Here is a 24136-nt window from a genome sequence, read left to right on the forward strand (position 1 = left end):
TATCAAGAAATATTTCTATCCAAATAAAAATGGCACTGTTACACTATTTTTTCATTTTCACAACATATTGCCATCACCATGAAGATTGCCGACATCAAGATTGGACATCGCCTCACCATTGCGTTTTCCCTGACCATCGTACTGATAGCGATCGTGGTTGCCGTCGGCGCCAGCCGCCTGCAAACCGTCAGCGATGAAATCGGCCTGACCATAGGCGACCGGTACAGCAAGATCGACCTGCTGAACGACATCAAGGACGCGTCCAATCTCCAGGCAACGGGCCTGCGGGAAGCGCTGCTGGTGCCAGACGCCGCCAGCGCGCAGCAGGCCCTGGAGCAGTCGGTTGCCAGCGGCAAGCAGGCGGATGCCGACCTGGCCAAGCTCGATGCCGTGGTGGCCTTGCCGGAAGGACGCGCCCTGCTGGGCCGCATACAGGCCGCGCGCGCCAGCTATGCGGCCAGCGCAGCCCAGGTGCTCGGCCAGATCAAGGCGGGCGACCGGGAGGCCGCCATCAGCGCCATGCACCAGCGCGTGCGCGGCGAACAGCTGGCTTACTTTGCCGCCGTGGACAAGCTGATCGACTTCCAGGAAGCGCTGATGCAAGCCTCCGGCCGCACCGCCCAGGACTCGGCCGGCCGCACGCGGCTGATCATGGCGCTGCTTGGCCTGTCCGGCGGCGCGCTCAGCCTCTTTACGGCCTGGTACATCACGCGCGGCATCGTGGGCCCCATCAGCCATGCGGTGAAAATCGCGCGCACCGTCGCGGACGGCAATCTGGACTCGCGCATCGAGGTGCGCTCCAGCGACGAGGCGGGCCAGCTGACTGCGGCGCTGCGCGATATGAACAACAGCCTGGTGCGCATCGTCAGCCAGGTGCGCGCGGGCACGGACAACATCGCCACGGCCTCGGCCGAAATCGCGGCGGGCAATGCGGACTTGTCCGCGCGCACCGAGCAGCAAGCGGGCTCGCTGGAGGAGACCGCCTCGTCGATGGAGGAACTGACCTCCACCGTCAAGCAGAACGCGGACAATGCGCGCCAAGCCAGGCAGCTGGCCTTGTCGGCCTCGGACGTGGCGGACAGGGGCGGCGCGGTGGTGGCGCAGGTGGTGGACACCATGGCCGGCATCAACGCCTCGTCGCGCAAGATTGTCGATATCATCGCCGTCATTGACGGCATCGCGTTCCAGACCAACATCCTGGCCCTGAACGCCGCTGTGGAGGCGGCGCGCGCCGGCGAACAGGGCCGGGGCTTCGCCGTGGTGGCCAGCGAGGTGCGCAACCTGGCGCAGCGCTCGGCGGCGGCGGCGCGCGAAATCAAGACGCTGATTGCCGATTCGGTGGACAAAGTGGACGACGGCGCCAAGCTGGTCGACCAGGCCGGGCAGACGATGACGGAGATCGTGGCCAGCGTTCAGCGCGTGACGGACATCATCGGCGAGATCGCCTCGGCCAGCCAGGAGCAGCTGGATGGCATCGAGCAGATCAACACCGCCATCAGCGAGATGGACGAGACCACGCAGCGCAACGCGGCGCTGGTGGAGCAGGCCTCGGCGGCAGCGACGGCCATGCGCGAGCAGGCCGCTTCGCTGTCGGGAACCGTGGGCGTGTTCACGCTGGCCGCGGCCAGCGCGCATGGCGCCGCCCCTGCCTCGGCTGGCGCGAAGGTCAGCCATATGCCGAAACGCCGCCCGGCGGCACGCTTGCCGGCTCCCGTTTCGGCCCCCGCCAAAGCGCGCAAGACCGCCAACGGCGGCGAAGCCGACGACTGGCAGGAGTTCTGAGGGTACGACAGCGTACAGAGCGGCAGCCGAAAGGATGGCAAGCTGGCCTGAGGGCAAGCTGATGCCCATTCAAGGAGGCCGCGATGACCGAAATACGCAAGGGGCAAGCGCCCAGACCGCTGGAGCGCGGCGAGTTCCATCTACAATTCCGACGCTCCTTTCTTGATCCCGCTTTCAGCGCCGTGCGCGAGGCGCTGGACCAGGTCGAGGAAGTCGCCTGGGCCAACTACCATGCACACCGCAAAGCGCCTGTCACGCGGGCGGCCGGCCCGGGCTATGCGGATCCGGACTACGAATTGTCGGTCGACTGGCTTGCGGCGCGGGAACGGCTGCAGGCTGCCGAGCGCCGACAGAAAGACCCGCTCTCGCCGTCGCGGGCGCTGCTCATCATAGGGGCTGCGCGCAACGACGGCACCTGCCCCGGCGAAGTCTCAAAAACCTGGCGCATGGCGCAATGGGCGCGCGAAACGCTCGAATCGCAGCAGGTCGAAACAGAGATCCTGGACCTGAGCCTGCTCACTTCCAGCTACGACTTGCACATCCATCCCTGCAAAGGCTGCGTCTCCACCGCCATGCCCTTGTGCCACTGGCCATGCAGCTGCTACCCCAACCACGCCACGCGCCAGACCAGCGACTGGATGGCGGATATCTACGAAAAATGGGTTGCCGCACACGGCGTCATCATCCTGACGCCTGTGTACTGGTATCAGGCGCCAAGTCCACTAAAGCTGATGATAGACCGCCTGGTATGCGCAGACGGCGGCAATCCGGACCCCACCAGCACACACGGAAAGAAGGCTGAAGAAGCGAAGGCGCTGGAAGAGGCAGGCTGGGACTATCCCAAGCACCTGGCCGGGCGGGCCTACGGCCTGGTGGTGCACGGCGACGTGGCCGGCGCCGAAAGCCTGCGCCGCAATCTGTCGGACTGGCTCAGCTGGATGGGCTTGGCAAGCGCGGGCGGGCAGGCCGAATTGGACCGCTACCTGGGCTATTACGAATCTTACGCCGCGAGCCACGAGGTGCTTGATGAGGCCGACAAATTCCAGCAAGAAGTACGCACCGTGGCCAAAGCCCTTGCCAACGCCATCACCCTCCTCCGCGCCGGCGAGCCCCTGCGGCCGGATTCTGGCCTGGTTCCGCCCCGGCCTAAGTGAAGAGACCTTGCGCGGCCGCAAAGCAGTGCAACGAAGTTGAGCGACAGTGAGGTGTTATCCTCGTTGGAGCCCAGCCATGAGTCCAGCCCAGCTTGACAACCACAATCGCCCTGCCGAAGATGGTCATGAAGCACGGATAGTCCGGCTAGAGGCAAATATGGAAAACGTCGTTGCACTGATACATACGCTGCAGCAGCGCATGGATGACGGTTTTCAGCGCGTCGACGAACGCCTGCGCGCACTTCAGGGACAGCTCGAAGCTTACCGCCAGGAATGGCGCAAGGAGTTTTCCGCATTTGTCGAGGCCAGGCAAACGGAAGCGCTACGCATGGAAGAAAGGTGGCGCCAGGAAAGCAAGGAGCAAGCGGCCGCCAGACAAGCCGAATCATTGCGGTGGGAGGCCAAGCTGCAGGAAGATCGGGAACAGGCCGCAGAGTTCTGGCGGCGAGAGCACGAAAAGCACCTCCGTGAAAGCGAGGAGGCAAGCGAGCGCTGGTGGAAAGCGTTCGAACTGGCTAAAAACGAACACGAAAAGGCCGCGGAAATCGCGCAACGGGAACGTGAAAATGCAGCTGAACTAGCCCGTAGCGAACGCGAGAGAGCGGAAGTGCTGGCCCGCAGCGAACGCGAGAAATCGGAGGAGCGGGCTCGTATCGCACACGAGAAATCGGAGGAACGGGCCCGCAGCGAAAGCGAGAAAGCAGAGGAGCGGGCCCGCAGCGAACGCGAGAAATCGGAGGAGCGGGCTCGTATCGCACACGAGAGAGCGGAGGAGCTGGCCCGTAGCGAACGCGAGAAATCGGAGGAGCGGGCTCGTATCGCACATGAGAAAGCGGAGGAGCTGGCCCGCAGCGAACGCGAGAAATCGGAGGAGCGGGCTCGTATCGCACATGAGAAAGCGGAGGAGCTGGCCCGCAGCGAAAGCGAGAAGGCAGAGGAGCGGGCTCGCCACGCATTTGAACTGGTCGAAGCGAGAAGCGAACGTCATGAGCAAGAACGCCAAGCCCGCTGGGACAGAGAAGTGGACCGGCGTATTGCGGCGGAATCGGAATTCCGCACCAGTATCCGCTGGATGTTCGGCATCCTGGCGACGCTGAGCGTCACCGCCGTGGGTATGCTCGGCAAAGCGCTTAACTTGTACTAAGGTTAAGCCGCCATGCCTTCCAGTATCCCCGTAACCTGGGCGGCCATGGCGTCGACCCGATAGCCCCGCGTGCGCTGGGCGAATGCCAGGGCACCGGCCGAGTAGCCGGGCGTTGCCAGCATGTGGCGGACGACCTCCCGCCAGCCCACCGGCTGCGCCAGCATGGCGGCGTTCACGCCCATGCCGGCGCTGGCGATGCGGCGCGCGGTGAGGAACTGTTCCAGCTGCATCGGCAGCATCAGCATGGGGACGCCGGCCAGCATGGCTTGCGCCAGCGTCGCTTCCCCGGCGTGCGTGACGCACAGCTGCGCGTCGGCCAGCGCCGCCCGCAACGCCACCGGGCTACGCGCGAAAGACACATTGGGCGCGGCGACCGGCGGCGCCTTGCCGTTGGCCACCTCCGGCAAATAGCACAGCACGCGGCAGCCTTCCTGCGCCAGGGCCAGCAGCACATCCGCATGGCTGGCGTGGCCGGCTTTCAGATAGGCGAATACTTTCGGGCCATCGCCTGCAGGCCAGACCGGCTCCTCCCCGCCAGCGGGCAGGAAGGCCGGGCCGAGCCAGACGGGAGCTGCCGCGCGGTCGTAGTGGTCAAGCTCCGGCCAGGTCGTCAGCAGCTGGGCATCGCCGGCAAGCAGATCGGCGGCCCAGGAAAGCAAGGGCGCTCGATGGTGCGCCAGCACGGCGTTCGCGGTTTGCAGAACGTGCGCTTCGGCGGCGGCCAGGCGCTGCGGGGGAATGTTTTCCCAGCCGCGCAGCGGCGGCAGCGCCTGCGCGGCGGGAGGCATCGAGAACGCCGATCCCACCGACGCACTGCGCACACCCATGCTGCGCGCAGCCAGTATCGCGGTGGGCGCGTAGTCGGCCACCACCACATCCGGCCGCAGCAGGCTGAACATGCCGCGCCAGGCGTCCACCACGCCCGCCAGCGGCGCGGGCTGCCAGTAGCCCGCAGCCATCAGGATCTCTGCATGGTTGCCGTGCTCGGGCGGCAGGCCCACCACATGGTGCAGCCAGAGCGGCGCCTGCAGCACAGGCGTGTTCAGTCCGGCGAACATGCCCTGCGCCTGCGCCACGTCGCGCAGGCTGACGCTTACCTCGTGCCCGCGCGCCAGCAAGGCCGCCGCCAGCAATTTGAGCCGCCCGGCATGTCCCAGGCCACCGCCGAGTTCCCAGCACAGATGGAAGCGCGCCACGGTTCAGTGCTCCGCGTCAGCCAGCGCCGCCAGTTCGGCATGCAGCGCACCCACGTCGTCGGCGATGCGCCAGGCGCCTGGAAAATCGTAATGGCGCGTCAGCTCGTTGCGCAGCACGATGCAGCGCAGGCCGGCCGCCTTGGCTGCCTGCAAGCCGCGCGGCGAATCCTCCACCACCACGCACTGCTCCGGCGCCAGCCCCAGCTTTTGCAGCCCCAGCAAATACGGTTCCGGTGACGGCTTGCTGTTGGCGTAGTGCTCAGCCGTCAGCACGAAGCGGAAGTGGCGCAGCAAGTCCAGCCTGGAATGGATCAGCTCGAAATGGCTGCCCATGGAGCTCGTCACGACGCCCATCGCCAGCCGTGGCGACAGCGCGGACAGCAGCTGCGCCACGCCGGCTATCGGCGCCACGGCCGCGCCCAGCAGCAGCTCCGAGTAGCGCCGGTTGCGGCCCTCGCGCAGTTCGGCGATGCGTTCCCCGCTCATGCCCAGGTGCTCCAGCAGATGCCAGGCGCCGCAGTTATCGGCCAGATACCAGTTGAAGAAGTCCAGCTCGGACAAGTCTATGCCGAAAGGCAGGAACAGCTCGCGGTTGGACTGGTAGAACAGCCGCTCGGTATCGACCAGCACACCGTCGTTGTCCCACAGGATGCCTTCCAGCCGCATCACAGCTTCTCCAACTGCTGCCGTGCATAAGCCGCGCCGCTGCCGTTCGGCGCCAGCTCAAGGTAGGTCTTGTAAGCGCCCTGCGCCCGTTTCGCGTCGCGCGCGCGCGCGGTGGCGTCGCCCAGGTTCAGGTAGGCGATGGCGCGCGACGGGTCCATCTTGATGGTGTTCTCGAACCAGCGCGCCGCCTCCGGATAGCGCTCCTGCTTGTAGAACACAAAGCCGAGGTTGTTCGCCGCCAGCGCAAAGTCGGCGCGCAGCTTGAGCGCTTCGGTGAACTGCGCCTCGGCCGCCGCGTACTGCTTCTCCTTGTAGAGCTGCAAGCCCCTGTCGTTGGCGCGCTGCGCAAGCTGGCGCGCGGATATGGGCACTGCGGGCGGCGGCGTAATCGCCTGCTCCTTGCCGTGCAGGTCTTTGACCGTGACGGCGGCCGGCGTGGCGTCGGGCTTGCCGTCCGGCTTGGCGTCCAGCCTGACGTCCAGCTTGGAATTGAGCGCGATGGCGTCGTTGGAGAGCTGCACCGTGGCCGCGCCCAGGAACTCCGTTTCGGCCGGCAGCTCGAACACGAAGTCGCCGCCTTCCGACCCCGGCAGGCTGCCGAAGGCCGGGGTCTGGCTGGACACGCCCGCCACCGCCGGCGCCACATAGGCCGCCAGCTCGGTCGCCGTGATCAGGCCGTCGCCGTTCAGGTCGGCCTTGCCGCCCAGGCCTTGCAGCAGCGTCCAGGTGAACACCGAGTGGCCGTTCGGGCCGCCGTCCGCCACCAGCTGGTCGCCGCCGCCGGCCGTCAGCATCTGGCGGCCGATACGCTTGGCGTTGTCGCGCAGGAAGGAAGACGAGGAGCCGCCGCGCGTCAGGCCCAGGCCGCTGTAGCAGGCGTCCATCACGAACAGCACGTGCTTGGCGCTCAGGCTTTCCGCGATGTTCTGGATTTCCGTCATCGGAATCGCATCGGTGGCCAGCTGGTCCGGCGCCGCGTCCACCGGCACGATATAGCCGAGGTCGCGTCCCGAGCTGAGCTTGCGGGTGGCGCCGTGGCCGGCGAAGAACACAAAGATGCGGTCGTTCTTCTGCACGCCGCCATGCGCCAGCCTGTCGTGGAAGGCGCCCAGGATGCCGGCGCGGGTCGCCTCGCCATTCTTCAGCGTCACCACGCGCTCGGCGGCGAAGCCGAACTTGTCGATCAGGGTCTGCCGCACGCCCTGCGCGTCGCGCACCGCGTATTGCAGCTTGGGCCATTTGGCGTAGTCGTCGATGCCGATCACGATGGCCCAGGAATTGCCATACCCGGCGGACACCGGCGCCGCTGCGGCCTGGCCCTGCGCGGGCGTGCCTTGCGCCACCTTGAAGGTGCTGCCGTCCCAGCCTGCGAACTGGTAGCCCTCGGCCACCAGCCGGTCCAGGATGACGGGCAGCGCTTTCACGGTGCGCTCATGGATATCGTGGAACAGGATAATGCCGCGCCCTTCTTTCTCCACCGCTTGCAGCACCCGTCCCGCGATGGAAGCGGGCACCGGATCGGCCCAGTCCAGCGAATCGATATTCCACATGACCGATTTCAGCTCGGCTTTATGCAACGCGGCCAGCCCCTCGCCGTTGCGCGCGCCATACGGGAAGCGGAACAGCGGCGAGCGGCCGGCGTCCACCGCTTTCAGCAGCAGGTCGGTATCGAGGATTTCGGCGCGCAGCTTGTCGCCGCTTTCCTTGGACAGCTGGGCATGGCTGTAGCTGTGGTTGGCCAGCGTATAGCCCGCCGCGCTGAGCTTGCGGCTCACTTCCGCGCCGCTGTTAAGCTTGGCCTGGTGCGAGGCGTCCACGCTGCCCAGGTTGCGGCCCACGGAAAAGAAGACCGCCGGCGCGCCGTACTGCTTGAGGATGGCGGCGATTTCTTCGCTGTAGCGTTTGTGCGGACCGTCGTCGAAGGTCAGCACCACGGTCTTTTTGGGCAGGGACTTGCCGAAGATTTCGCCGTCCTCGGCACCGGCGGCGGAAGCGGCGGCTGGCGCAGCCGGGGGCGTTGGGTATGGAAGCACCACGCCGTATTCCTTGAGGATCTGCTCGCGGCTGTACAGCTTTTTCAGGCGCGCCACGTAGTCTTCCCAGCGCTCGCGCTTCAGTTCTATGCCGCGCGCCTCGAAGCGGCCGAAGATCTGCCTGATCTCCTGGTCGTAATTACGCTCGATCTCGGCCAGCGCGTCCATATCCTCCGAAATGCGCTTGTGCAGCTTGATGGCGGGCAGCGAGCCGTCCTTGGCCACATGGCCGCGCAGCGCTTGCAGCAGCTCGCGGAAGGCCAGGCGGTCGGCGTCGTACAGGCCGGGGTCGGCCTCGATATAGTCCAGCAGCGCGCCCAGGGACGCGAAGCGGCCGCTGTCCGGCGAGGCCGCCAGCGCCGCCAGCGCCTCGTCCGCGCGGGCGATGCGCAGCTGGTTGTCATGGAACAGCCCCTGCCCCACACGGTTGGCCTGGGCCTTTTCCCCCTCGCCCAGCGATTTTTCGTCGGCCAGCAGCACGATGGTCTTGCGGTAGGCGGCCAGCACCTCGCCAAGCTGGCCCGCGATGGCCTGCTGCTGGGACTGCGCGGTGGCGGCGCCGCCAAGCCCGGGGGCGCTGGAAGCCGTCCCCTCAGCCGGCGCGGGCTGCGCGCGGTGGGTGTAGAAATACCCTGCGCCGGCGGCGGACAGGGAGGCGGCGGCAACAAGGGCCAACAGCTTGGGCTTGGAAATCACGGGGCATGACCTGATTTAGATGCAGTGCAGCAATTGTATGGCATGCGCGGCTTTTTGCAAAACTGGCAATCCTGCGGCGTGCACAGCCTTGCTAAATCCATAGCTAGCCGGGGCCGGGTGTGCAATACTCCACGCTACCGAACGACTTGCTACGACACATGGCCACAACCGGCTTCCTGCCACGCACCCTTAAATCCCGGATGACCGCGGTAGTCATCCTGTTGGTGCTGGCTGCCACCACGATCGTCACCATCCTGGCCCTGATGCTGGCCGAGCGCGACATGAAGGCCGTCATCGGCTCCCAGCAATACGCGGTGCTGTCCAGCGCAGCCGCCTACGTCGACGAGCAGCTGGAAACCAAGCGCGCCCTGCTCTCCACCCTGCCCGAGGGCCTGCCGCCCGGCGCCCAAAGCGATCCGTCCGCGCTGCAGGCCCTGCTGCTGGCGCGGCCTGCGGTGAGCGCCGAGTTCTACAATGTGGTGGCGTTCGACCGCAAAGGCAGGATGGTGGCCACGCTGCGCTCGGACTCCAAGGAGCCCAGCGTGGACGCCACCGGCCGCCCCTACTTCGACCAGACCATCCGCCAGCGCAAGGGGCTGATCTCCGCGCCGCTGATGAGCCGGCTGTCCGGCCGCCCCATCGTGGTCATGACCCAGCCGGTGCTCGACCAGCAAGGCGAAGTGGCCTACGTGATCGCCGCCAGCATCGATTTGCAGCAGTCCGACTTTTTCGGCCCCATCAACGCGCTCAAACCCGGCAAGACCGGCTTCATGTTCATCATGACGGCCGGCGGCATCCTGATCCACCACCCCACGCAGGAACGCCTGCTGCACCATATTAACGAACGCCCCGGCCACAACCGCGCAACGGAAATGGCGCTGAATGGTTTTGAGGGCTGGACCGAGGCCAGGAACAAGGACGGCAGCGAAGGCATCTACTCCTACAAACGCCTGAAAACCACCAGCTGGATAGTCGCCGCGCGCTTTCCCACCGACGAGGCCTTCGCGCCGCTGATCGAGCTGCGCCGGCAAGCCATCTTCGCCGCCAGCGTGTTCGCGGCGGTGGCCGGGCTGCTGGCCTGGCTGGTCATCCACCGCCTGCTGGCGCCGCTGCAGCGCCTGCACAGCCGGGTGGCCACGCTGCGCCAGGGCGGCGGCGACATCGCCTCGCTGCGCTCCATGCGCAAGGACGAGATCGGCGAACTGGGCGAGGCGTTCTACCAGCTCACCGCAGAGCGCGCCGTCACGCAGGACCGCGTGCTGGCCAGCGAACGCCGCAGCCGCATGATCGCCGACAATATGCCGGCGCTGGTGGCCTATATCGACTGCGACCTGCGCTACCGCTTCACCAACGAGCACTATCAGCAACTGCTGGGCGTGGACCCGGCCGCCATGCTGGGCAAGACCATCAGCGAAGTGTTTGGCGCAGATGTGTACGCGCACTGGAAAGACCGCATCGATGCTGCACTGCGCGGCGAGCGCGTGCACGAGGAGCGCGACAGCCTGGAAATGGGCCGCATGCTGCATCTGATGGTGGACCTGGTGCCGGACATGGACGCCGACGGCACCGTGCAGGGCTTCTACCTGATGTCGATGGACATCACCGAGCGCCGCAATGCCGAGCTGACCCAGGCTGCCAGTGAAAAGCGCCTGCGCCTCATCACCGACCACCTGCCCGCGCTGGTGGCCTATATCGACCGCGAGTACCTGCTGCGTTTTGGCAACGCCACCTTCAAGCACTGGATGGGCCTGGAACCTGCCAGCCTGGTGGCCCGGCCGCTGGCGGACGTGATGGGCGCCACCGCCTTTGCCAAGACGCTGCCCCACCTGGAGCAGGCCTTCAGCGGCGTGCACGTGAGCTTCGAGCACCGCGCGCGCCTGCACGGCGACCTGCGCACGCTGGAAACCACCTTCGTGCCCGACCAGCGCGCCGACGGCAGCGTGGCCGGCGTGTACTCGCTGACGCGCGACATGAGCCACATCAAGGCGGTCGAGCAGCAGCTGATCGAACTGGCGCGCATCGACCCGCTGACCGGCATTGCCAACCGCCGCAAGTTCGAGGAAGTGCTGCAGCAGGCCATGGCGCGCAGCCAGCGTCTGGGCCGCCGCATGGCGCTGGCCTATCTGGATATCGACAACTTCAAGACCATCAACGACAGCCTGGGCCACGGCGCCGGCGACGAGGTGCTGAAGGAGTTCGCCGGCCGCCTGACCGGCGCGGTGCGCGTGGTCGACCTGGTGGCCCGCCTGGCCGGCGACGAGTTCATTATCGTGTTCGAGAACGTGGACGAGGTGGGCGAAGCGGCCCAGCTTGCGGCCAAGATCGTGGCCACCGTGCGCGATCCCTTCACCGTGGCTGGTGCAGCCATGCAAGTGACCACCAGCGTGGGCCTGGCGCTGTTTGACGGCGGCAGCGACAACGACACGCAATCGGGCCTGATCGCGCGCGCCGACCACGCCCTGTACGCCGCCAAGCGCAACGGGCGCGACTGCTACGTGGTGGACGCGCAGGCGGTGTGACGGTCCCGCCGTGGCCGAATGTAAAAATGTGACGTAATTCTGCCACTGTGAGAATTGGTGATATTTGTACCTCCGGAACGCGTCACAATGATCCCACCGGCACGCGCCATCAGGAGGAAGCATGTTCAAGCACATGAAAATGGAAACCCGGCTGCACGTAGGGCTGGGCGGCATCGTGATACTGGTCATCCTGCTGGGCTTGACGGCCTTCGCCAGCCTGACCTCGTTGCACGGCCACTGGAACAGCATTGAAACGGTGACGCTGGCGCGCAAGGACGCCGTCATGGCCATCGTGGCGTCGCACGGCCGCGCCACTCACAACTTCAAGAACTATGTGCTGCGCGGCGGCGACTACGCAGGCAAGTTCCGGGCGGAGATCGCCGAGATCGACAAGGCCGTCAACGGCTACCTGTCCGGCACCGACCTCACGCGGGAGGAGCAGACCCTGCTCAATGACATCCTCGCGGCAACCAAGGAGTACAGCGTGCAGATGGCGCACCTGGAAGCGCTGCGCGAAAAAGGCGCCACGGTGGCCGAACTGGACAAGGCGGTGAAAGGCGCGGACGCCGCCATTACCGGCGCCAGCGCCCGGCTGCGCGAGGTCAACGCCGCCGAGACCAAGGCCGAGTCCGACGAGATGAGCGACATAGCCCAGCAAGCCAAGCGCGTGATCCTGGGCTTCGCGGTGGTGATCGCGGTACTGGGCTGCGGGCTGGCGGTGTGGATCTCGCGCAGCCTGAGCAGCATCGTGCGCGACATCCAGCAGGTAGCCGCCGTGCTGGCCAGCGCTTCCGGCGAAGTCAGCGCCACGGCGCAGTCGCTGTCGCAGGCGTCCAGCGAACAGGCCGCCAGCGTGGAGGAAACCAGCGCCTCCATCGAACAGATGACGGCCTCCATCTCCCAGAACGCCGAGAACGCCCGCGTCACCGACGGCATCGCCACCAAGGCGGCGCAGGAAGCGGCCAAGGGCGGCGAGGTGGTGAAAGCCACGGCGGCGGCCATGCGCCAGATCGCGAAAAAAGTCAGCATCATCGACGACATCGCCTACCAGACCAATCTGCTGGCCCTGAACGCCGCCATCGAGGCGGCCCGCGCGCACGAGCACGGCAAAGGCTTTGCGGTGGTGGCCGCCGAGGTGCGCAAGCTGGCCGAGCGCAGCCAGGTGGCGGCGCAGGAGATAGGCGAAGTGGCGGCCAACAGTGTGGAGCTGGCCGAACAGGCCGGCGTGCTGCTGGAAGCCATGGTGCCCAATATCCGCCGCACCTCGGACCTGGTGCAGGAGATTGCCGCCGCCTCCGAGGAGCAGTCCGCCGGCGTGGGCCAGATCAATTCGGCCGTGGTGCAGCTCAGCCAGGCCACCCAGACCAACGCCGCCAGCTCGGAGGAACTGGCCGCCACGTCGGAAGAAATGAATACCCAGGCCGACCACCTGGCGCAGCTGATGGCCCTGTTCAAACGCTACGCCATCGACGGCCAGCCGGACCGTTCCAATGTGCGCTCGGTCAAATCCGGCAAGCCGCGCGCGCACCGCAGCGCCGTGCAGCCAGCCGGCCTGGCGCCCGGCGCGGCCGGACTGGACGAGTCGCAATTCACCAAGTTCTGAGCGGCGCCGGCCCTCAGGCGCTGGCCGATACAGCCACGCGCAGCCGATTGCATCCGGCTACCCGTTCATAAGCAATGCTGGATGAAAGCTGGCGTATCAAAGGCAGGCCTGCGCCGCCCACGTGCTGGTCCGCCACGGGTTTGGCCGGATCGGGCGCAATTCCGGACGGGCCGTCGGCCAGCGGATTGAAGGCCGGGGCCGCGTCGGTGTAGCAGAAACCGCCGGCATCCGGCGCGATCCAGAGTGGCTGGCCGCTGTCGCCCCGGTAACCGTGCAGGATGGTGTTGCGCACCAGTTCCTCCAATATCAGCTCGGCGCGCAGCACCGCTTCGGGAGGCGCGCCGGCGGCGTGCATGCCTGCAACAAGGCATGCCGTGGCGGCTGGGACGCACGCCAGCCTGGCCTCAAAGCGCGTGCCAATTTCACAACCGCCAGCGGCAGAATTGGTTTCCTTTTCCTCCATTCAAGCATATTATCGGAATGTCTAGTGATGGAGGGCATCATGCGCACAATAAACCTGCGGACTGTCGCGGCCATGCTGCTGGCGCCGGTACTGCCAGTGCTGTTTGCTACCGCCCTGCCCGCCCAGGCCGCCGAGCCGGCCGGCATGATCAAGACCGCCAAAGGCAGCGTCAGCATAGAGCGCGAAGGCAAGAAGATGGGCGCGCCGGTCGGTGCGGCCGTGCTGGCCAGCGACTCCGTCATCACCGGCACCGACGGCAGCGCGGGCATCACCCTGCGCGACGAGACCTTGCTGGCGCTCGGTCCCAACACCACGCTGGCCCTGCAGAAGTTCGCCTTCAACGCCACCACCCACGAAGGGGAACTGGACGCTTCGGTGCGGCGCGGCACGCTGGCCGTCATTTCCGGCAAACTGTCCAAGCAGTCGCCCAAGGCGGTGAAATTTTCCACGCCCAGCACCGTGCTGGCCGTGCGCGGCACTGAGTTCGTGATCGAGGTGGGCGACGGAGCCGGCCAATAATGGCCGCGCTACTGTGGATAGTCTGCCTGGTGGCCGCGCTGTCGCAGCATGGCAGCGGGCCTAAGGAGCGCATCACGCTGCTGCCCAGCCAGGACGGGCGGGCCAGCGCCGTGGTGGTGACCTCGTCCAAAGGCGAAGCCCTGCTGGACCAGCCTTACCAGAGCGCCGCCGTGGACGGCGCGGCCGTGCTGCTGGTGGGCGCGGGCAACCCGGCCGATATCCAGCAGCGCTACCGCGAGCAGCTTGCCGCCCTGCCGCAGCGCGCGGCGGTGTTCATGCTGTTCTTTGAAACGGGCGGCGACACCCTGGTGCCGGAGTCCGCCGCGCGCCTGCCGCAGATCAAGGCGGAACTGGCGGCGCGGCCCGCCGCCGAGGTGCTCGTGATCGGCCATACCGACCGGGTGGATACCATGGCGTTCAACGACGCGCTGTCGCTGAAGCGGGCCGAGTCGGTCAAGCGCTGGCTGGTGGAAGGCGGCGTGCCGGCCGACGCCATCGCCGTGTCCGGACGCGGCGAGCGCGAGCTGGCGGTGCAGACTGCGGACGGCAAGGCGGAACAGGCAAACCGGCGCGTGGAGGTGCGGGTACGCTAGCCGCCTGGCGGGTTACGCGGGCAAGGCCCGCTAACCCGCCCTACGAAACATCGACGCCGCAGGCCGTAGATACTGTTATGCCGGTCAAGCGTTTTGAAGCTCCTGATTGAATGGTTTGCCAGATTTTAAGACGCCGAAAGCAACGTGGACGAGCTTGCGCATCATGGCGCCGATCACCAGCTTGGCCGGCTTGCCTGCTGCTTGTAGGCGGGTGCGGAACTGGCGCCCCCAGTCGGTGCGGTACAGCGCCACCATAGCCGGCATGTACAGATTTTTGCGCAGATGCGCGTGGCCGATCTTGGACATCCGGGGCCGCTGCTTCACGCTTGATCCGGACTCATGTTGGCGCGGATCGAGGCCTGCAAAGGCGGCAGCCTGCCGACCGTTGTCGAAGCGCCCGGCATGCATGCCATAGGCCAGCAGTAACGCAATGGTATTGTCCCCGACACCGGGAATGGTATCGAGTAAGTCGCGTCTGCCGCGCATGTCGGGATCGTCGTTGATGTGATCACGTACGCGCTTGCGCAGCTGTTTAATCTGCTCGCCGAGCCAGGCAATATGCTGTTCGATATCGGCCCGGACCGATTCGCGCGCCACGTCCAGGCGGTTCGTTTCCTGCGTCTGCATGGCCAGCAGCGCATCCAGGCGCAGCACCATCGCTTTCAATTCCTGTTCGCTCAGCGGCGGCGGCTGCCATGCTTCCGGACCATGCTTGGCGCAGAACTCGGCAATGACCTTGGCGTCGACCTGGTCGGTCTTGGTGCGCACCAGCTGCGCCTGGGAAAACGCCTTGATCTGGGCCGGATTGACGACACTGACGCGGTAGCCCCGACGGGCAAAGAACTCCGCGATCGCCTCCCAATAGACGCCAGTGGCCTCCATGCAGATATGGGGCAACCCGTCCGTATGACTCTGCAGCCACGCTTCCAGTTTGGCAAAGCCAGCCTGGGTGTTTTCTACAACTTTCGCACGGTGTTTGCCCGTTTCCAGGCGCAGTGCGCAATCGACCTTCAATTTGGCGACATCTATACCAAGACACAACATTACTCTTCTCCTGATCAACCTTGCAAATGCGGGCTCACGGCACGCCGGGCCAAAGATACTGTTCGATCTTTAATGGAATAAGAGCAACTGCTGCGAAATCTACATCACGGTCTTGGCGACCAAGGGCGGGTACGGCATCCAGTTGCTCTGCCCCGACGTTCCGTTTTCGGGGCAGATGGAATAATACAAGGGCGGGTTAGGCGGAGCCGTAACCCGCCAGTGCATTAACGCAGCGTTTCGGTCAGCACGCGGCCTTCGGCGCCGGCGGGCGGACGCACGCGCAGCAGGTGCGCCAGCGTCGGCGCAATGTCCACCACTTCCGCGTATTGGCCGTAAGCGCCCGGCTTGATCCACTGCTTGCCCATCACCATCAACGGCACGTTGGTGTCGTAGGCGTATGGCGAGCCGTGGGTGGTGCCGGACGTGCCGGATCCCACGTACCAGAACGGCTTGTGCACCAGGATCAGGTCGCCCGAGGCCTGGTGGTTGAAGGCGCGGCGCATCAGCAGCGACTGGCGGGTGCCGTTGGCGCCGCCGTTTTCGATCTGCTGGCGGCGGTACACTTCGTTCACGCCCGGCTGCGCTTCCAGCCACGCGGCGGCGGCTTTCTCCACATCGTCCGGCTTGAGCTTGTTCTTTTCCATCAGACCGTGGTCCAGATAGATATTCGGCAGTACATTGCCCTTGGCGGAGCCGACCACCAGTTTTTCCACGCCGAACACCTTGGCCAGCTGCGCATCCAGGCCTTGCATCAACTTGTTGCCGTCGATGCGCTGCGCTTCCACGCGGCGGCCTTGCGAGAACTCGGCCGTGTTGGCGAAGCCGTGGTCTGCGGTCAGCACCACCATCACGTTATCCATGCCGATGCGCTTGTCGAGATAGCTGAAGAAACCGGCGATCATGCGGTCCAGGCGCTGCAGGTGGTCATGCGACATGCGGCTTTCCGGGCCGTAGGCGTGGTTGACGTAATCGTGCGAGGACAGGCTCACACCCAGCAGGTCGGGCACGCCCGCCGCGTTCCTGCCCAGGTCTTCGCCTTCCACGGCGGCGCGCGCGAACTCCAGTGTCAGCTCGTCCAGGTAGGGACCGGTACGCAGGCGCGCGTAGTAGCCGCTGTCCAGCTCGCCGCTTTCGCTGTAGTACGAGAATGGGAAGCCGTTGCGCGCGCCGCCCGCCACCGGAGCCGGGTCGGGCATGTCGTTTGCGTAGGCGGATTCGGGCAGCAGCAGATTCCAGTTCTTGCCGTAGTAGCGGTTCTGCGGCTTGCCCGCCTGGTAGCGCTGCACCCACTCCGGATGCTGGGCCATATAGTAAGTCGAACTGGCGAAGTTGCCGGTCTTGTCCATGTACATATAGGCCGTGCCGGTTTTGCCCGCCAGCAGAATCGCGCCACGGTCTTTGCCGGACACGGTCACCACTTTGGCGCGGTTGCCGCTGGCGTAGCGCAGCTCGTCGCCCAGCGTGCTCACACGCAGGCGCGCGGGCGAGGTGCCGTCCAGGCGCTTGGTTTCTTCGCCGATGTAGGAATAGGACGCGTCGTCCGTGCAATATACCTGCTCGCCGGTGGCTGCATCAATCCAATTGTTGGCGATGACGCCATGCTGGTAGGGATAGGCGCCGGACAGCACCGCCGCGTGGCCCACGGCCGTTACGGTGATGCCATGGGCCTGGTGCGCGTTGCTGAACCAGGCGCCCTGCTCCAGCAGGCGGCGGAAACCGCCCTGGCCGAACTGGTCGCGGTAACGCAGCACTTGCTCGTTGGGCAGGCCGTCCACCACCAGGACGACGACCAGCTTGGGCTGGGCCGGCGCGGCGGTTGGTGCAGCCGCTTGGGCCTGGAATGCAGCGGCCAGGGCGGCGGCTACGAAAATAGAATGCGAAAATTTATGGATCATGGTGGCTCGATGGTGAACTAGCGCGCGATGTTATACGGCCAATGTTTCAGGATGATGACCATGCCAGCGCACCACCAGCACCGTGATGTCGTCCCACGGCTCCACGCTGCCGACATGGCTGCGCACGTCTTCTCGCATGGCGTCCACCAGCCCTTGCGGCGGCATGCCGCCCGCGCCGGCCAGCAAGGCATCCATCCGCTCCATGCCGTACTGCTTGCCGCCCTCGTCCATCGCTTCCGGGATGCCGTCGGTGACCAGGCACAGGGTATCGCCCGGCGCCAGGCGATAGCGCTGCACCGGGTACTCGAAGTTGTCGATCACGCACAGCGGCGGGCCGTCGGCAGCCTGGAGGCGTTCCAGCGCGCCGCCTGCGCGCAGCACGCGCGGCGCGTCATGCCCGGCGTTGCACAGCACCAGCTCACCGCTGCCCGCGTGCAGGATGCCCGCAATCGCGGTCACGAACAGCATTTCAGGATTTTCCCGCAGCAGCTCCCGATTGGCGCGGTTCAGGATGGCGCCAGGGTCCGGCACGGCGGCCGTTTCGCGCAGCGCGATGCTCTTGGACAGCGCCTTGGCCACCACCATGAACAGGCTGGCCGGCAGCCCCTTGCCGGACACGTCTCCGATCAGGAACAACAGGTGCTCCTTGTCCAGCATAAAGAAGTCGTACAGGTCGCCGCCCACCTCGCGCGCCGGTTCGAGCAGCGCCGCCACGGCGAAACGCGTCTCGGCCGGGAACACGCTGGCCGCCTGCGGCAGGCTGGCCATCTGGATGCGGCGCGCCGCGCCCAGTTCGCCGGCCGCCTTGGCCGCGCCCTCGCGCGCCAGCTGCAGGGCCGCGTCGCTGCGCCGGTGCGCGGCCTTCTCGCTGACGAACAGGCTGGCCAGCAGGCTCACGCTGGTCAGGCTCATGGCCAGCCACACCGCCAGCGCGTCGAACAGCAGCCCTGCGCGCGCGAACAGCAACGCGCCGCCGCCGAACAGCAGCAGCGACAGCGCCGCCCAGGCCAGCGCGGCGAAGCGCAGCCGCAGGCGCGGCAGCATCCACACCAGCAACAGGCTGCACGCCAGCAGCGCGCCCGACTCGGCCCAGCGCATGTGGTCCGGGCGCAGCAGGAAGCGGCCGTCGAAGAAGCTTTCGATCAGCTGCGCGTGCACGTCCACGCCCGGCATGAAGTCGCCGCGCGCGTTGGTCTTGTAGTCCATCAGGCCCAGGCCGGTCAGCGCGACGATGACCAGTTTGTTGTTCAGGAAGTCCGGCGGCGCGCTGCCGTCCAGCAGCTCGCTGGCTGAAATATAGCGCTCCGGCGCGGGGCGCGAGAAATGCACCCACACCGTGCCGGACGGCTGGCTGGGCACGTGCAGGTCGCCCAGGTTCACGCTGCGCGCGCCTTCCGGCCCCAGTTCCAGCCGGACCGCCGGCGCGCGCGTGGCCACGCGCAGCATTTCCACGGACAGCGAAGGCAGCACGGCCCCGCCTATGCGCGCCACCAGCGGCACACGCCGCACCACGCCGTGCTCCAGGTCCGCCGACAGCAGGCCTTGCCCGCTGGCCGCCGCCTGCAGCGCGGGCAGGCTGCCCAGCGCCAGCGGGAAATTGCGCAGATGGCGCTGCGGCTCGCCGCCCCGCGTCACCACCGGCCAGGTGCGCAGCGCCGCTGTGGCGCCCGGCGTGGGCACGTCGAAACCGGCGGCGCCCAGCACCACCGGCGCGCGCTGGATGGACGCGGCCAGCACGTCGTCGTAGCCGGGCAGCTTGAGCAGGCTGGCCTTCAGCGCCGCCTCGCCGTCCGGCAGGCGCGCGGCCAGGGCTTCCGGCGAACTGGTGTCCGCTTCGGGCATAAAGATGTCGAGGCCGATCGCCAGCGGCCGCTGCGCGTTCATCCGGTCGATCAGCTCGGCCAGCCGGGTGCGCGGCCAGGGCCACTGGCCGTAACGCTTGAGCGACGCTTCGTCGATGGCCACGATCTCCACCGGGCCGGACAGGCGCTCGCGCGGCATGGCGCGCTGGTAGCCGTCGAACAAGGCCAGCCGCAAACCTGGCAGCAGGCCGTCGCCGGGAACCGCCAGGATACAGGCGAAGATCAGCGCCAGGACCAGCGCCAGCGCCCGCCCGCGCACGCGCAGGCCGATGACCAGCCGCTTCAGGAAGCGGCGCATGGCGGCCACGGGCGCGGCGCCCTAGAGTTCAATTTCCATGCCGTCGTAGGCGGCCACCACGTCCAGCGGCGCCTCGCCGGTCAGCTCGGCGAAGCGCCGGGTTTCCGCCAGCACGCGCGCGATCTGCGCGTCGTCGTAGATGGGCTCGTGGTGGAACAGGCATAGCTGGCGCGCGCCCGCCAGCTGGCACAGCTCCACGCCCACCACGTTGCTGGAATGGCCCCAGTCGGCTTTGACGGAAATGGAGTCGGCCAGCGAGTACATGGCGTCGAAGATCACCAGGTCGGCGTTGCGGAAGAAGTCGACAAAGCCCTGGCGCGCGGCGCTGTCCTCCAGCTTGTGCTCGGAATCGGTGGTGTAGATCAGCGTGCGGCCGCCGTGCTCCAGGCGGTAGCCGTAGGAGTCGCCCGCGTGCAGCTGCAGCTTGGCGGTGATGCGCAGGCCGTTGATTTCGATGGGTACGCCCGGCTCCAGCTGGCGGAACTCGATCTTCGCGCCCAGCTGGTCGAAGCTCACCGGGAAGCTGATGGACTCCTGCTGGCGGCGGAACGCGGTCTCCAGCTGCGCGTGGCAGCCGTAAATAATGATGCGGTTGCCGGGGATGTAGGCGGGCGTGAAAAAGGGGAAGCCCATGATGTGGTCCCAGTGCAGGTGGGACATGAACACATGGTAGGTCTGCGGCTTGCCCGGCCCGTAGCACGCCAGCTTGGCGCCGCCCAGCGGACGCACGCCGCTGCCCATGTCCAGTATCACGTGTTCGGCGCAGTTGTCCGGATCCCATACCTGCACTTCGACGCAGCTGGAGTGGCCGCCGAAGGTGCCGCGCACGTCGAAGCCCAGGCTGTCGACATAGCCGGCGATCTTTTCGCTGTTGTCCAGATCCCGGCCTATGGCGCCTTCCAGCGCGGCCACCAGCTTGGCCCGGATTTGCGTATGGGTGAGCGCCACCGGCAGCGAACCGCGCGCGCCCCAGATGCGGGCTTTCATGCCGCGCGGCCGGCCGTCAGCGCGGCGACGGCGGCCTGCTGGTCGGAGAAGATCTCGAACAGCAGGTCGAAGCGGCTGATCTTGAACACCTCCAGCACCAGCGGCGTAAGCCCGGCCAGCACCAGCCGGCCGCCTTGCGGCTTGACCTGCTTGAGCGCCAGCATCAGCGCGCGCAAGCCTATGCTGCTGATGTAGCTGATGTCCGCCATGTCGATCACCAGGCTGGTGCCGCCCGCGATGCAATCGCGCAAATGCGGCGCGAGCGCCTGCTGGAATGCGTCCGCATGGGTGTGGTCGATGCGTCCCTGCGGACGCAGCACGGTCGCGCCGCCTGCTGCCAGAGGCCGGAGTTCCATGATGTTGCCTCGCTATGCTTGTATGCGTATGGGAATAGATTGCCCTCAGGAAGTGTACCACCGGCGCGCTGAAAATAGCTTCCTTACATGACTTTTTACCATTGTCAGTCTAGTCTTACAGAGTGGCGGGAATATCACCGCTACGCACAGGCGCAACAATTTTGCATACTGGAAAAATTCTAGCCAGAGCGAGATCTTCATGCTGAGTCAACTTGCCTCCTCCGATACACCGTCCCGTATCTATGCCGTGCTGTCCTCGGCGAACGAATCCCTGCCGGTGGGCGATGCCGCCGCTTATTTGCGCAGCCAGTTGAACGCGGCGGCCGCCCAGCCGCCGCTGTTGCCTTTGCGCTACGATGAGCTGGCGGCGTGGATCGGCCACCATGCCCAGGCGGCGGCGGACGCCTATCACCGCTACCAGGTGGCGCGCGAGTACGGTGCGCCGCGCCGCCATTTCGCCACCATTGCGCAGGCACGCCATTTCCTGCGTGAAGCCGCTCCCGGCCGCCTGGCCGACGGCGCCTCGCTGTATGGCGTGGTGGAGCGCTGGGACGACGTCGATTTCCAGCCCATGATCGCCAGCTATCTGGAGCAGCTGGGCCACGGTGTGCCGGACCGCAACCGCTATCTGCTGTACCGCGATTTGCTGGCCTCGGGATCAGGCGCAGCGGACGCCGGCCCGGTCGGCGGCGCGACGGCCCCGGACCGCTGGCGCAGCGGAGCGCTGGAACTGGCCCTGGCGCATAGCGGGGAGGATTTCCTGCCAGAACTGATCGGCTACAACCTTGGCCGCCAGCAGCCTTGCACGGATCTGTTGGTGGCGCGCCACGAATTGGCAGAACTGGGCCTGAACGCGGATGCCTTTGCGTCCGCCGGCGTGGCGGCGGGCAGCGGGCCGTCCGCGTTGCTCAGCCTGCGCGGCATCATGGCGCGGGTTGGCGACCCGGCCGCGTTCTACCGCCGCGTGGCCGACGGCTACCGTCTGCACGCGCTGGCCACCCGCCTGCCCTTGCCCGCCGCCTCCGACGCCATGGCGCCGCTGGGCGCCGAACCGGTCCTGCCGCCGGATGCCGTTGCAGACCGCGCGGCTCCGCCGCCCGTCCCACAGCCCCCGCAAGCCTCCGCCGGAGACGATCACGGCCCGCACATCGCTCGCTCCGGCCAGGCCGCGCAAGCCGGGCCGGGCATGCAAGCCGGACGCGCCGAGCAGGCGGGCAGCAGCGAGCACGGCTTGGCAGCCGAGCCGCAGCAGCGCGTACGCGCCGAGCGGCCGGTGATCCGCCACCATTTCCCTGCCGACGAACACGCCTGGGAAGCGATAGGCTGCGAACTGCGCCTGCTGGAAGCGCGGCTGGCCGCCTCGGACAGCAAGGAAGAAGCAATGGCCACGCTATCGCGCCTGCTCGCCCCGGCCTTGCAGCACAGCCCGGCCGGCCTGATGGCGGCGCGCATCTATACGCAGCTGTTCAATTTGTAGGCGGTCGGGACTCCGGCTCGGAACCATTCCCGGGCCGGAGCGGCAGCCGCACCGCCACGCTGGTGCCCCGTCCGCGCCCCGGGCTGGCGATACTGATGGTCCCGCCGTGCATTTCCACCAGGCGGCGCACCAGCGTCAGCCCGATGCCCAGCCCGCCCTGCGCGCGCTGCAAGGTCTGCTCGCCCTGCACAAACGCATTGAAGACATGCGGCAGCAGCTCGGGCGCAATCCCCAGGCCTTGGTCGCGCACGGTCAGTTCGGCCATGCCGTCCTGCTGCGCCACCTGAACCTCGATGGCAGTGCCGGCGGGACTGTACTTGAGGGCATTGTCCAGAATATTGTCGATCACCTGGGCCAGCCGGGTTGCATCCGCAAACACCGGCGCCGGCGCGGCGCGCAATTCCAGGCTATGGTTGTCCAGCCGGCCGCCGGTTTGCAGGGTTTCCAGGCAGCCGCGCGTGGTGTCCGCCAGGTCCAGCTCGCGCCGGTTCAGCGCCAGCTTGCCCATCAGCGCGCGGTTGACTTCCAGCAGGTCATCCACCAGCGAGCGCAGGTGCGCGGACTGCCTGCGCAGCACGCCGCGCGCGGCATCCGCAGCCTGGGCCGGCATGCCCGCCTGGCCGCTGTGGTCCAGTACCGCCACAGCGCTGACGATGGCCGCCAGCGGATTGCGCAGCTCGTGGCCCAGCAGCGCCAGGAATTCGTCCTTGGCCGCGTTCTGCCGCTCGGCGTGCTCGCGCGCCGCCCGTTCGCGCACCAGCAGCTCGTTGCGCTCCAGCTCCACATTGGCGCGGGTCTCCATCTCTGCCCGCAGCCGCATGTCCGCGTCGCGGATCGCGTCGTTCAGCGCTTCCATCTCGCCGATATTGGAATGCCGCAGGCCGGACACAGGCTTCGGTCCGCCCAGCGTGCGCGCCGCCTTCGATGCGCTGGACACAAAACGCACCAGCCGGCGCCCGGTGTACACGCCCAGCAACAAGGCCATGCCCAGCGCGAGCACAAAGCCAGCAATGGCCACCGACATGCCCTGCACCACGGCGGCGTTAATCTCTTCCTCCGGGGCGGACACCATCACCGTCCAGTCGGACAAGGCCGAGTGCACAAAGTAGGCAACCAGGGCGGTGCCGGAATCGGCCTCGTGGCGCAGCGTACCGGCCGCCGCAGAGTGCAGGCGCGCCAACTGGTCGGCAGGCATGCGTATGCCGGAAACCCCGTCCACTCCGCCGCCCTGCGCGATAAGCACGCCGCTGCCGTCGATCACGCGTCCCATCCAGCTCGGTGGTATGATGCGGCCCTTGAAACTCTGCGCGAAGTAGGACGGCGTAAATGCCTGCGCGATCACGCGCCGGTCGCCTGCGGCCGTGACCACCGGCAGTTCGACGGTGACAAAAGTGCGTTTCAGGTCCAGCCCCCATTTGACGCCGGACACCAGGCCGTTGCCGGTATCGATCTGCTGCGCCACCACACCGGGGTCCGGCCGCACGGGCAACGGGCCGCCGAACGGCAAACGAGTGTTGACCAGTTGCTGGCCACTGCGCTCGTAGAGGATGATCCAGCCGCCGTGGCCGGCGTTGGCGGCGCTGGCCTCCTGGTGGAAGCGGCGCAAATCGCCCGAGGCCAGCGAGTGCGAATTCGCCAGCACCCGCAGTACGGACTGGGCGCGCCGGATTTCGGCGTCGATCTCCAGCGCGGCGGAGCGCGCGCTTTCTTCGATATGCCGCATGGCCGTGGCCCGCTGTGCCGTCAACAGCATATCGAGGGCGATGCTGCAAAACACGGCCACCGGCAGCACGATGGAAATAGCAAGCAGCCAGTAGTGAGTCCGTAATCGCATCGCCGCTTCGTGGTT

18 protein-coding genes are annotated in these 24136 nt (G+C 66.8%); 8 read left to right on the forward strand and 10 right to left on the reverse strand.

Going from position 1 to position 24136, the window contains the following annotated elements; genetic code table 11:
- Positions 1-78 precede the first annotated feature (78 nt).
- From KT882_RS17605 to KT882_RS17615, 3 genes are all read left to right on the forward strand, one after another.
- A complete protein-coding gene (locus KT882_RS17605; protein WP_228892771.1) occupies positions 79-1782 on the forward strand; it encodes a methyl-accepting chemotaxis protein in 1704 nt (567 codons plus the stop codon).
- Positions 1783-1865: 83 nt separating this feature from the next.
- The gene (locus KT882_RS17610; protein WP_161071267.1) at positions 1866-2936 is read left to right on the forward strand and encodes a flavodoxin family protein; all 1071 of its coding nucleotides are present in this window, start codon (positions 1866-1868) and stop codon (positions 2934-2936) included.
- A 76-nt stretch (positions 2937-3012) separates the two neighbouring features.
- On the forward strand, positions 3013-4080 hold the full coding sequence (locus KT882_RS17615; RefSeq protein ID WP_228892779.1) for a coiled-coil domain-containing protein: 1068 nt from the start codon (positions 3013-3015) through the stop codon (positions 4078-4080).
- 2 nt (positions 4081-4082) lie between these two features.
- Here KT882_RS17615 and KT882_RS17620 read toward each other — a convergent pair whose 3' ends face one another.
- Genes KT882_RS17620 through KT882_RS17630 form a run of 3 tightly spaced genes read right to left on the reverse strand, consistent with a single transcriptional unit; the run spans position 4083 to position 8671 of the window.
- Positions 4083-5276, reverse strand: coding sequence for a glycosyltransferase (locus KT882_RS17620; RefSeq protein WP_161071265.1), 1194 nt, complete (start codon positions 5274-5276; stop codon positions 4083-4085).
- A gap of 3 nt (positions 5277-5279) precedes the next feature.
- Entirely contained in the window at positions 5280-5942 is a 663-nt protein-coding gene (locus KT882_RS17625) for an HAD family hydrolase (RefSeq protein WP_161071337.1), read from the reverse strand.
- Positions 5942-8671, reverse strand: coding sequence for a polysaccharide deacetylase family protein (locus KT882_RS17630; protein ID WP_228892781.1), 2730 nt, complete (start codon positions 8669-8671; stop codon positions 5942-5944). The genes KT882_RS17625 and KT882_RS17630 overlap by 1 nt, the downstream gene beginning before the upstream one ends.
- A 200-nt stretch (positions 8672-8871) precedes the next feature.
- On the opposite strand from KT882_RS17630, the gene KT882_RS17635 reads away from it, so the two are divergent.
- Complete coding sequence (locus tag KT882_RS17635; RefSeq protein ID WP_228892783.1) at positions 8872-11190, forward strand: diguanylate cyclase domain-containing protein; 2319 nt, start codon at positions 8872-8874, stop codon at positions 11188-11190.
- 121 nt (positions 11191-11311) lie between these two features.
- Entirely contained in the window at positions 11312-12793 is a 1482-nt protein-coding gene (locus KT882_RS17640; protein ID WP_161071262.1) for a methyl-accepting chemotaxis protein, read from the forward strand.
- Positions 12794-12806: 13 nt separating this feature from the next.
- On the opposite strand, the gene KT882_RS17645 is transcribed toward KT882_RS17640, so the two are convergent.
- Positions 12807-13256 carry an ATP-binding protein gene (locus KT882_RS17645; protein WP_161071261.1) on the reverse strand — a complete coding sequence of 150 codons (450 nt, stop codon included), beginning with the start codon at positions 13254-13256 and terminating at the stop codon, positions 12807-12809.
- Positions 13257-13295: 39 nt separating this feature from the next.
- On the opposite strand from KT882_RS17645, the gene KT882_RS17650 reads away from it, so the two are divergent.
- Both KT882_RS17650 and KT882_RS17655 read left to right on the forward strand, forming a co-directional pair.
- Positions 13296-13775, forward strand: coding sequence for a FecR family protein (locus KT882_RS17650; RefSeq protein ID WP_161071260.1), 480 nt, complete (start codon positions 13296-13298; stop codon positions 13773-13775).
- The gene (locus tag KT882_RS17655; protein ID WP_228892788.1) at positions 13775-14368 is read left to right on the forward strand and encodes an OmpA family protein; all 594 of its coding nucleotides are present in this window, start codon (positions 13775-13777) and stop codon (positions 14366-14368) included. Before KT882_RS17650 ends, KT882_RS17655 begins: the two co-directional genes overlap by 1 nt.
- Before the next feature lie 84 nt (positions 14369-14452).
- Here the strand turns inward: KT882_RS17655 and KT882_RS17660 are convergent, their stop codons facing one another.
- The 5 genes from KT882_RS17660 to KT882_RS17680 all read right to left on the reverse strand — a co-directional run bounded on the left by KT882_RS17660 (position 14453) and on the right by KT882_RS17680 (position 20810).
- Positions 14453-15412: an IS110 family RNA-guided transposase gene (locus tag KT882_RS17660; protein ID WP_228892791.1), complete on the reverse strand. Its 960-nt coding sequence runs from the start codon at positions 15410-15412 to the stop codon at positions 14453-14455.
- A gap of 224 nt (positions 15413-15636) precedes the next feature.
- Positions 15637-17307, reverse strand: coding sequence for an alkaline phosphatase family protein (locus KT882_RS17665; protein WP_228892793.1), 1671 nt, complete (start codon positions 17305-17307; stop codon positions 15637-15639).
- Between the two features lie 30 nt (positions 17308-17337).
- Positions 17338-19467 carry a CHASE2 domain-containing protein gene (locus KT882_RS17670; protein WP_228896686.1) on the reverse strand — a complete coding sequence of 710 codons (2130 nt, stop codon included), beginning with the start codon at positions 19465-19467 and terminating at the stop codon, positions 17338-17340.
- A gap of 21 nt (positions 19468-19488) precedes the next feature.
- Positions 19489-20454, reverse strand: a complete 966-nt coding sequence (locus tag KT882_RS17675) for an MBL fold metallo-hydrolase (protein WP_228892795.1) — start codon at positions 20452-20454, stop codon at positions 19489-19491.
- Entirely contained in the window at positions 20451-20810 is a 360-nt protein-coding gene (locus tag KT882_RS17680; RefSeq protein ID WP_161071256.1) for an STAS domain-containing protein, read from the reverse strand. The genes KT882_RS17675 and KT882_RS17680 overlap by 4 nt, the downstream gene beginning before the upstream one ends.
- Before the next feature lie 199 nt (positions 20811-21009).
- Here KT882_RS17680 and KT882_RS17685 point away from each other — a divergent pair, with 199 nt between their 5' ends.
- Positions 21010-22287: an iron-containing redox enzyme family protein gene (locus KT882_RS17685; protein ID WP_228892797.1), complete on the forward strand. Its 1278-nt coding sequence runs from the start codon at positions 21010-21012 to the stop codon at positions 22285-22287.
- Here KT882_RS17685 and KT882_RS17690 read toward each other — a convergent pair.
- Positions 22277-24121 (reverse strand): sensor histidine kinase, encoded by a 1845-nt coding sequence (locus tag KT882_RS17690; protein WP_228892800.1) that lies wholly within the window; start codon positions 24119-24121, stop codon positions 22277-22279. The two genes, KT882_RS17685 and KT882_RS17690, sit on opposite strands and share 11 nt — an antisense overlap.
- Positions 24122-24136 lie beyond the last annotated feature (15 nt).

Source organism: Pseudoduganella aquatica, from assembly GCF_020865585.1.
Lineage (GTDB): Bacteria > Pseudomonadota > Gammaproteobacteria > Burkholderiales > Burkholderiaceae_D > Rugamonas > Rugamonas aquatica_A.

Excerpts from the sequence above, each read along its gene's own strand:
- KT882_RS17605 (WP_228892771.1), top strand. The coding sequence starts at position 79 with ATGAAGATTGCCGACATCAAGATTGGACATCGCCTCACCATTGCGTTT.
- KT882_RS17690 (WP_228892800.1), bottom strand. The coding sequence starts at position 24,121 with ATGCGATTACGGACTCACTACTGGCTGCTTGCTATTTCCATCGTGCTG.
- KT882_RS17635 (WP_228892783.1), top strand. The coding sequence starts at position 8,872 with ATGACCGCGGTAGTCATCCTGTTGGTGCTGGCTGCCACCACGATCGTC.
- KT882_RS17675 (WP_228892795.1), bottom strand. The coding sequence starts at position 20,454 with ATGAAAGCCCGCATCTGGGGCGCGCGCGGTTCGCTGCCGGTGGCGCTC.
- KT882_RS17615 (WP_228892779.1), top strand. The coding sequence starts at position 3,013 with ATGAGTCCAGCCCAGCTTGACAACCACAATCGCCCTGCCGAAGATGGT.
- KT882_RS17660 (WP_228892791.1), bottom strand. The coding sequence starts at position 15,412 with ATGTTGTGTCTTGGTATAGATGTCGCCAAATTGAAGGTCGATTGCGCA.
- KT882_RS17645 (WP_161071261.1), bottom strand. The coding sequence starts at position 13,256 with ATGGAGGAAAAGGAAACCAATTCTGCCGCTGGCGGTTGTGAAATTGGC.
- KT882_RS17640 (WP_161071262.1), top strand. The coding sequence starts at position 11,312 with ATGTTCAAGCACATGAAAATGGAAACCCGGCTGCACGTAGGGCTGGGC.
- KT882_RS17625 (WP_161071337.1), bottom strand. The coding sequence starts at position 5,942 with ATGCGGCTGGAAGGCATCCTGTGGGACAACGACGGTGTGCTGGTCGAT.
- KT882_RS17650 (WP_161071260.1), top strand. The coding sequence starts at position 13,296 with ATGCGCACAATAAACCTGCGGACTGTCGCGGCCATGCTGCTGGCGCCG.
- KT882_RS17665 (WP_228892793.1), bottom strand. The coding sequence starts at position 17,307 with ATGATCCATAAATTTTCGCATTCTATTTTCGTAGCCGCCGCCCTGGCC.
- KT882_RS17655 (WP_228892788.1), top strand. The coding sequence starts at position 13,775 with ATGGCCGCGCTACTGTGGATAGTCTGCCTGGTGGCCGCGCTGTCGCAG.
- KT882_RS17670 (WP_228896686.1), bottom strand. The coding sequence starts at position 19,467 with ATGCGCCGCTTCCTGAAGCGGCTGGTCATCGGCCTGCGCGTGCGCGGG.
- KT882_RS17610 (WP_161071267.1), top strand. The coding sequence starts at position 1,866 with ATGACCGAAATACGCAAGGGGCAAGCGCCCAGACCGCTGGAGCGCGGC.
- KT882_RS17680 (WP_161071256.1), bottom strand. The coding sequence starts at position 20,810 with ATGGAACTCCGGCCTCTGGCAGCAGGCGGCGCGACCGTGCTGCGTCCG.
- KT882_RS17685 (WP_228892797.1), top strand. The coding sequence starts at position 21,010 with ATGCTGAGTCAACTTGCCTCCTCCGATACACCGTCCCGTATCTATGCC.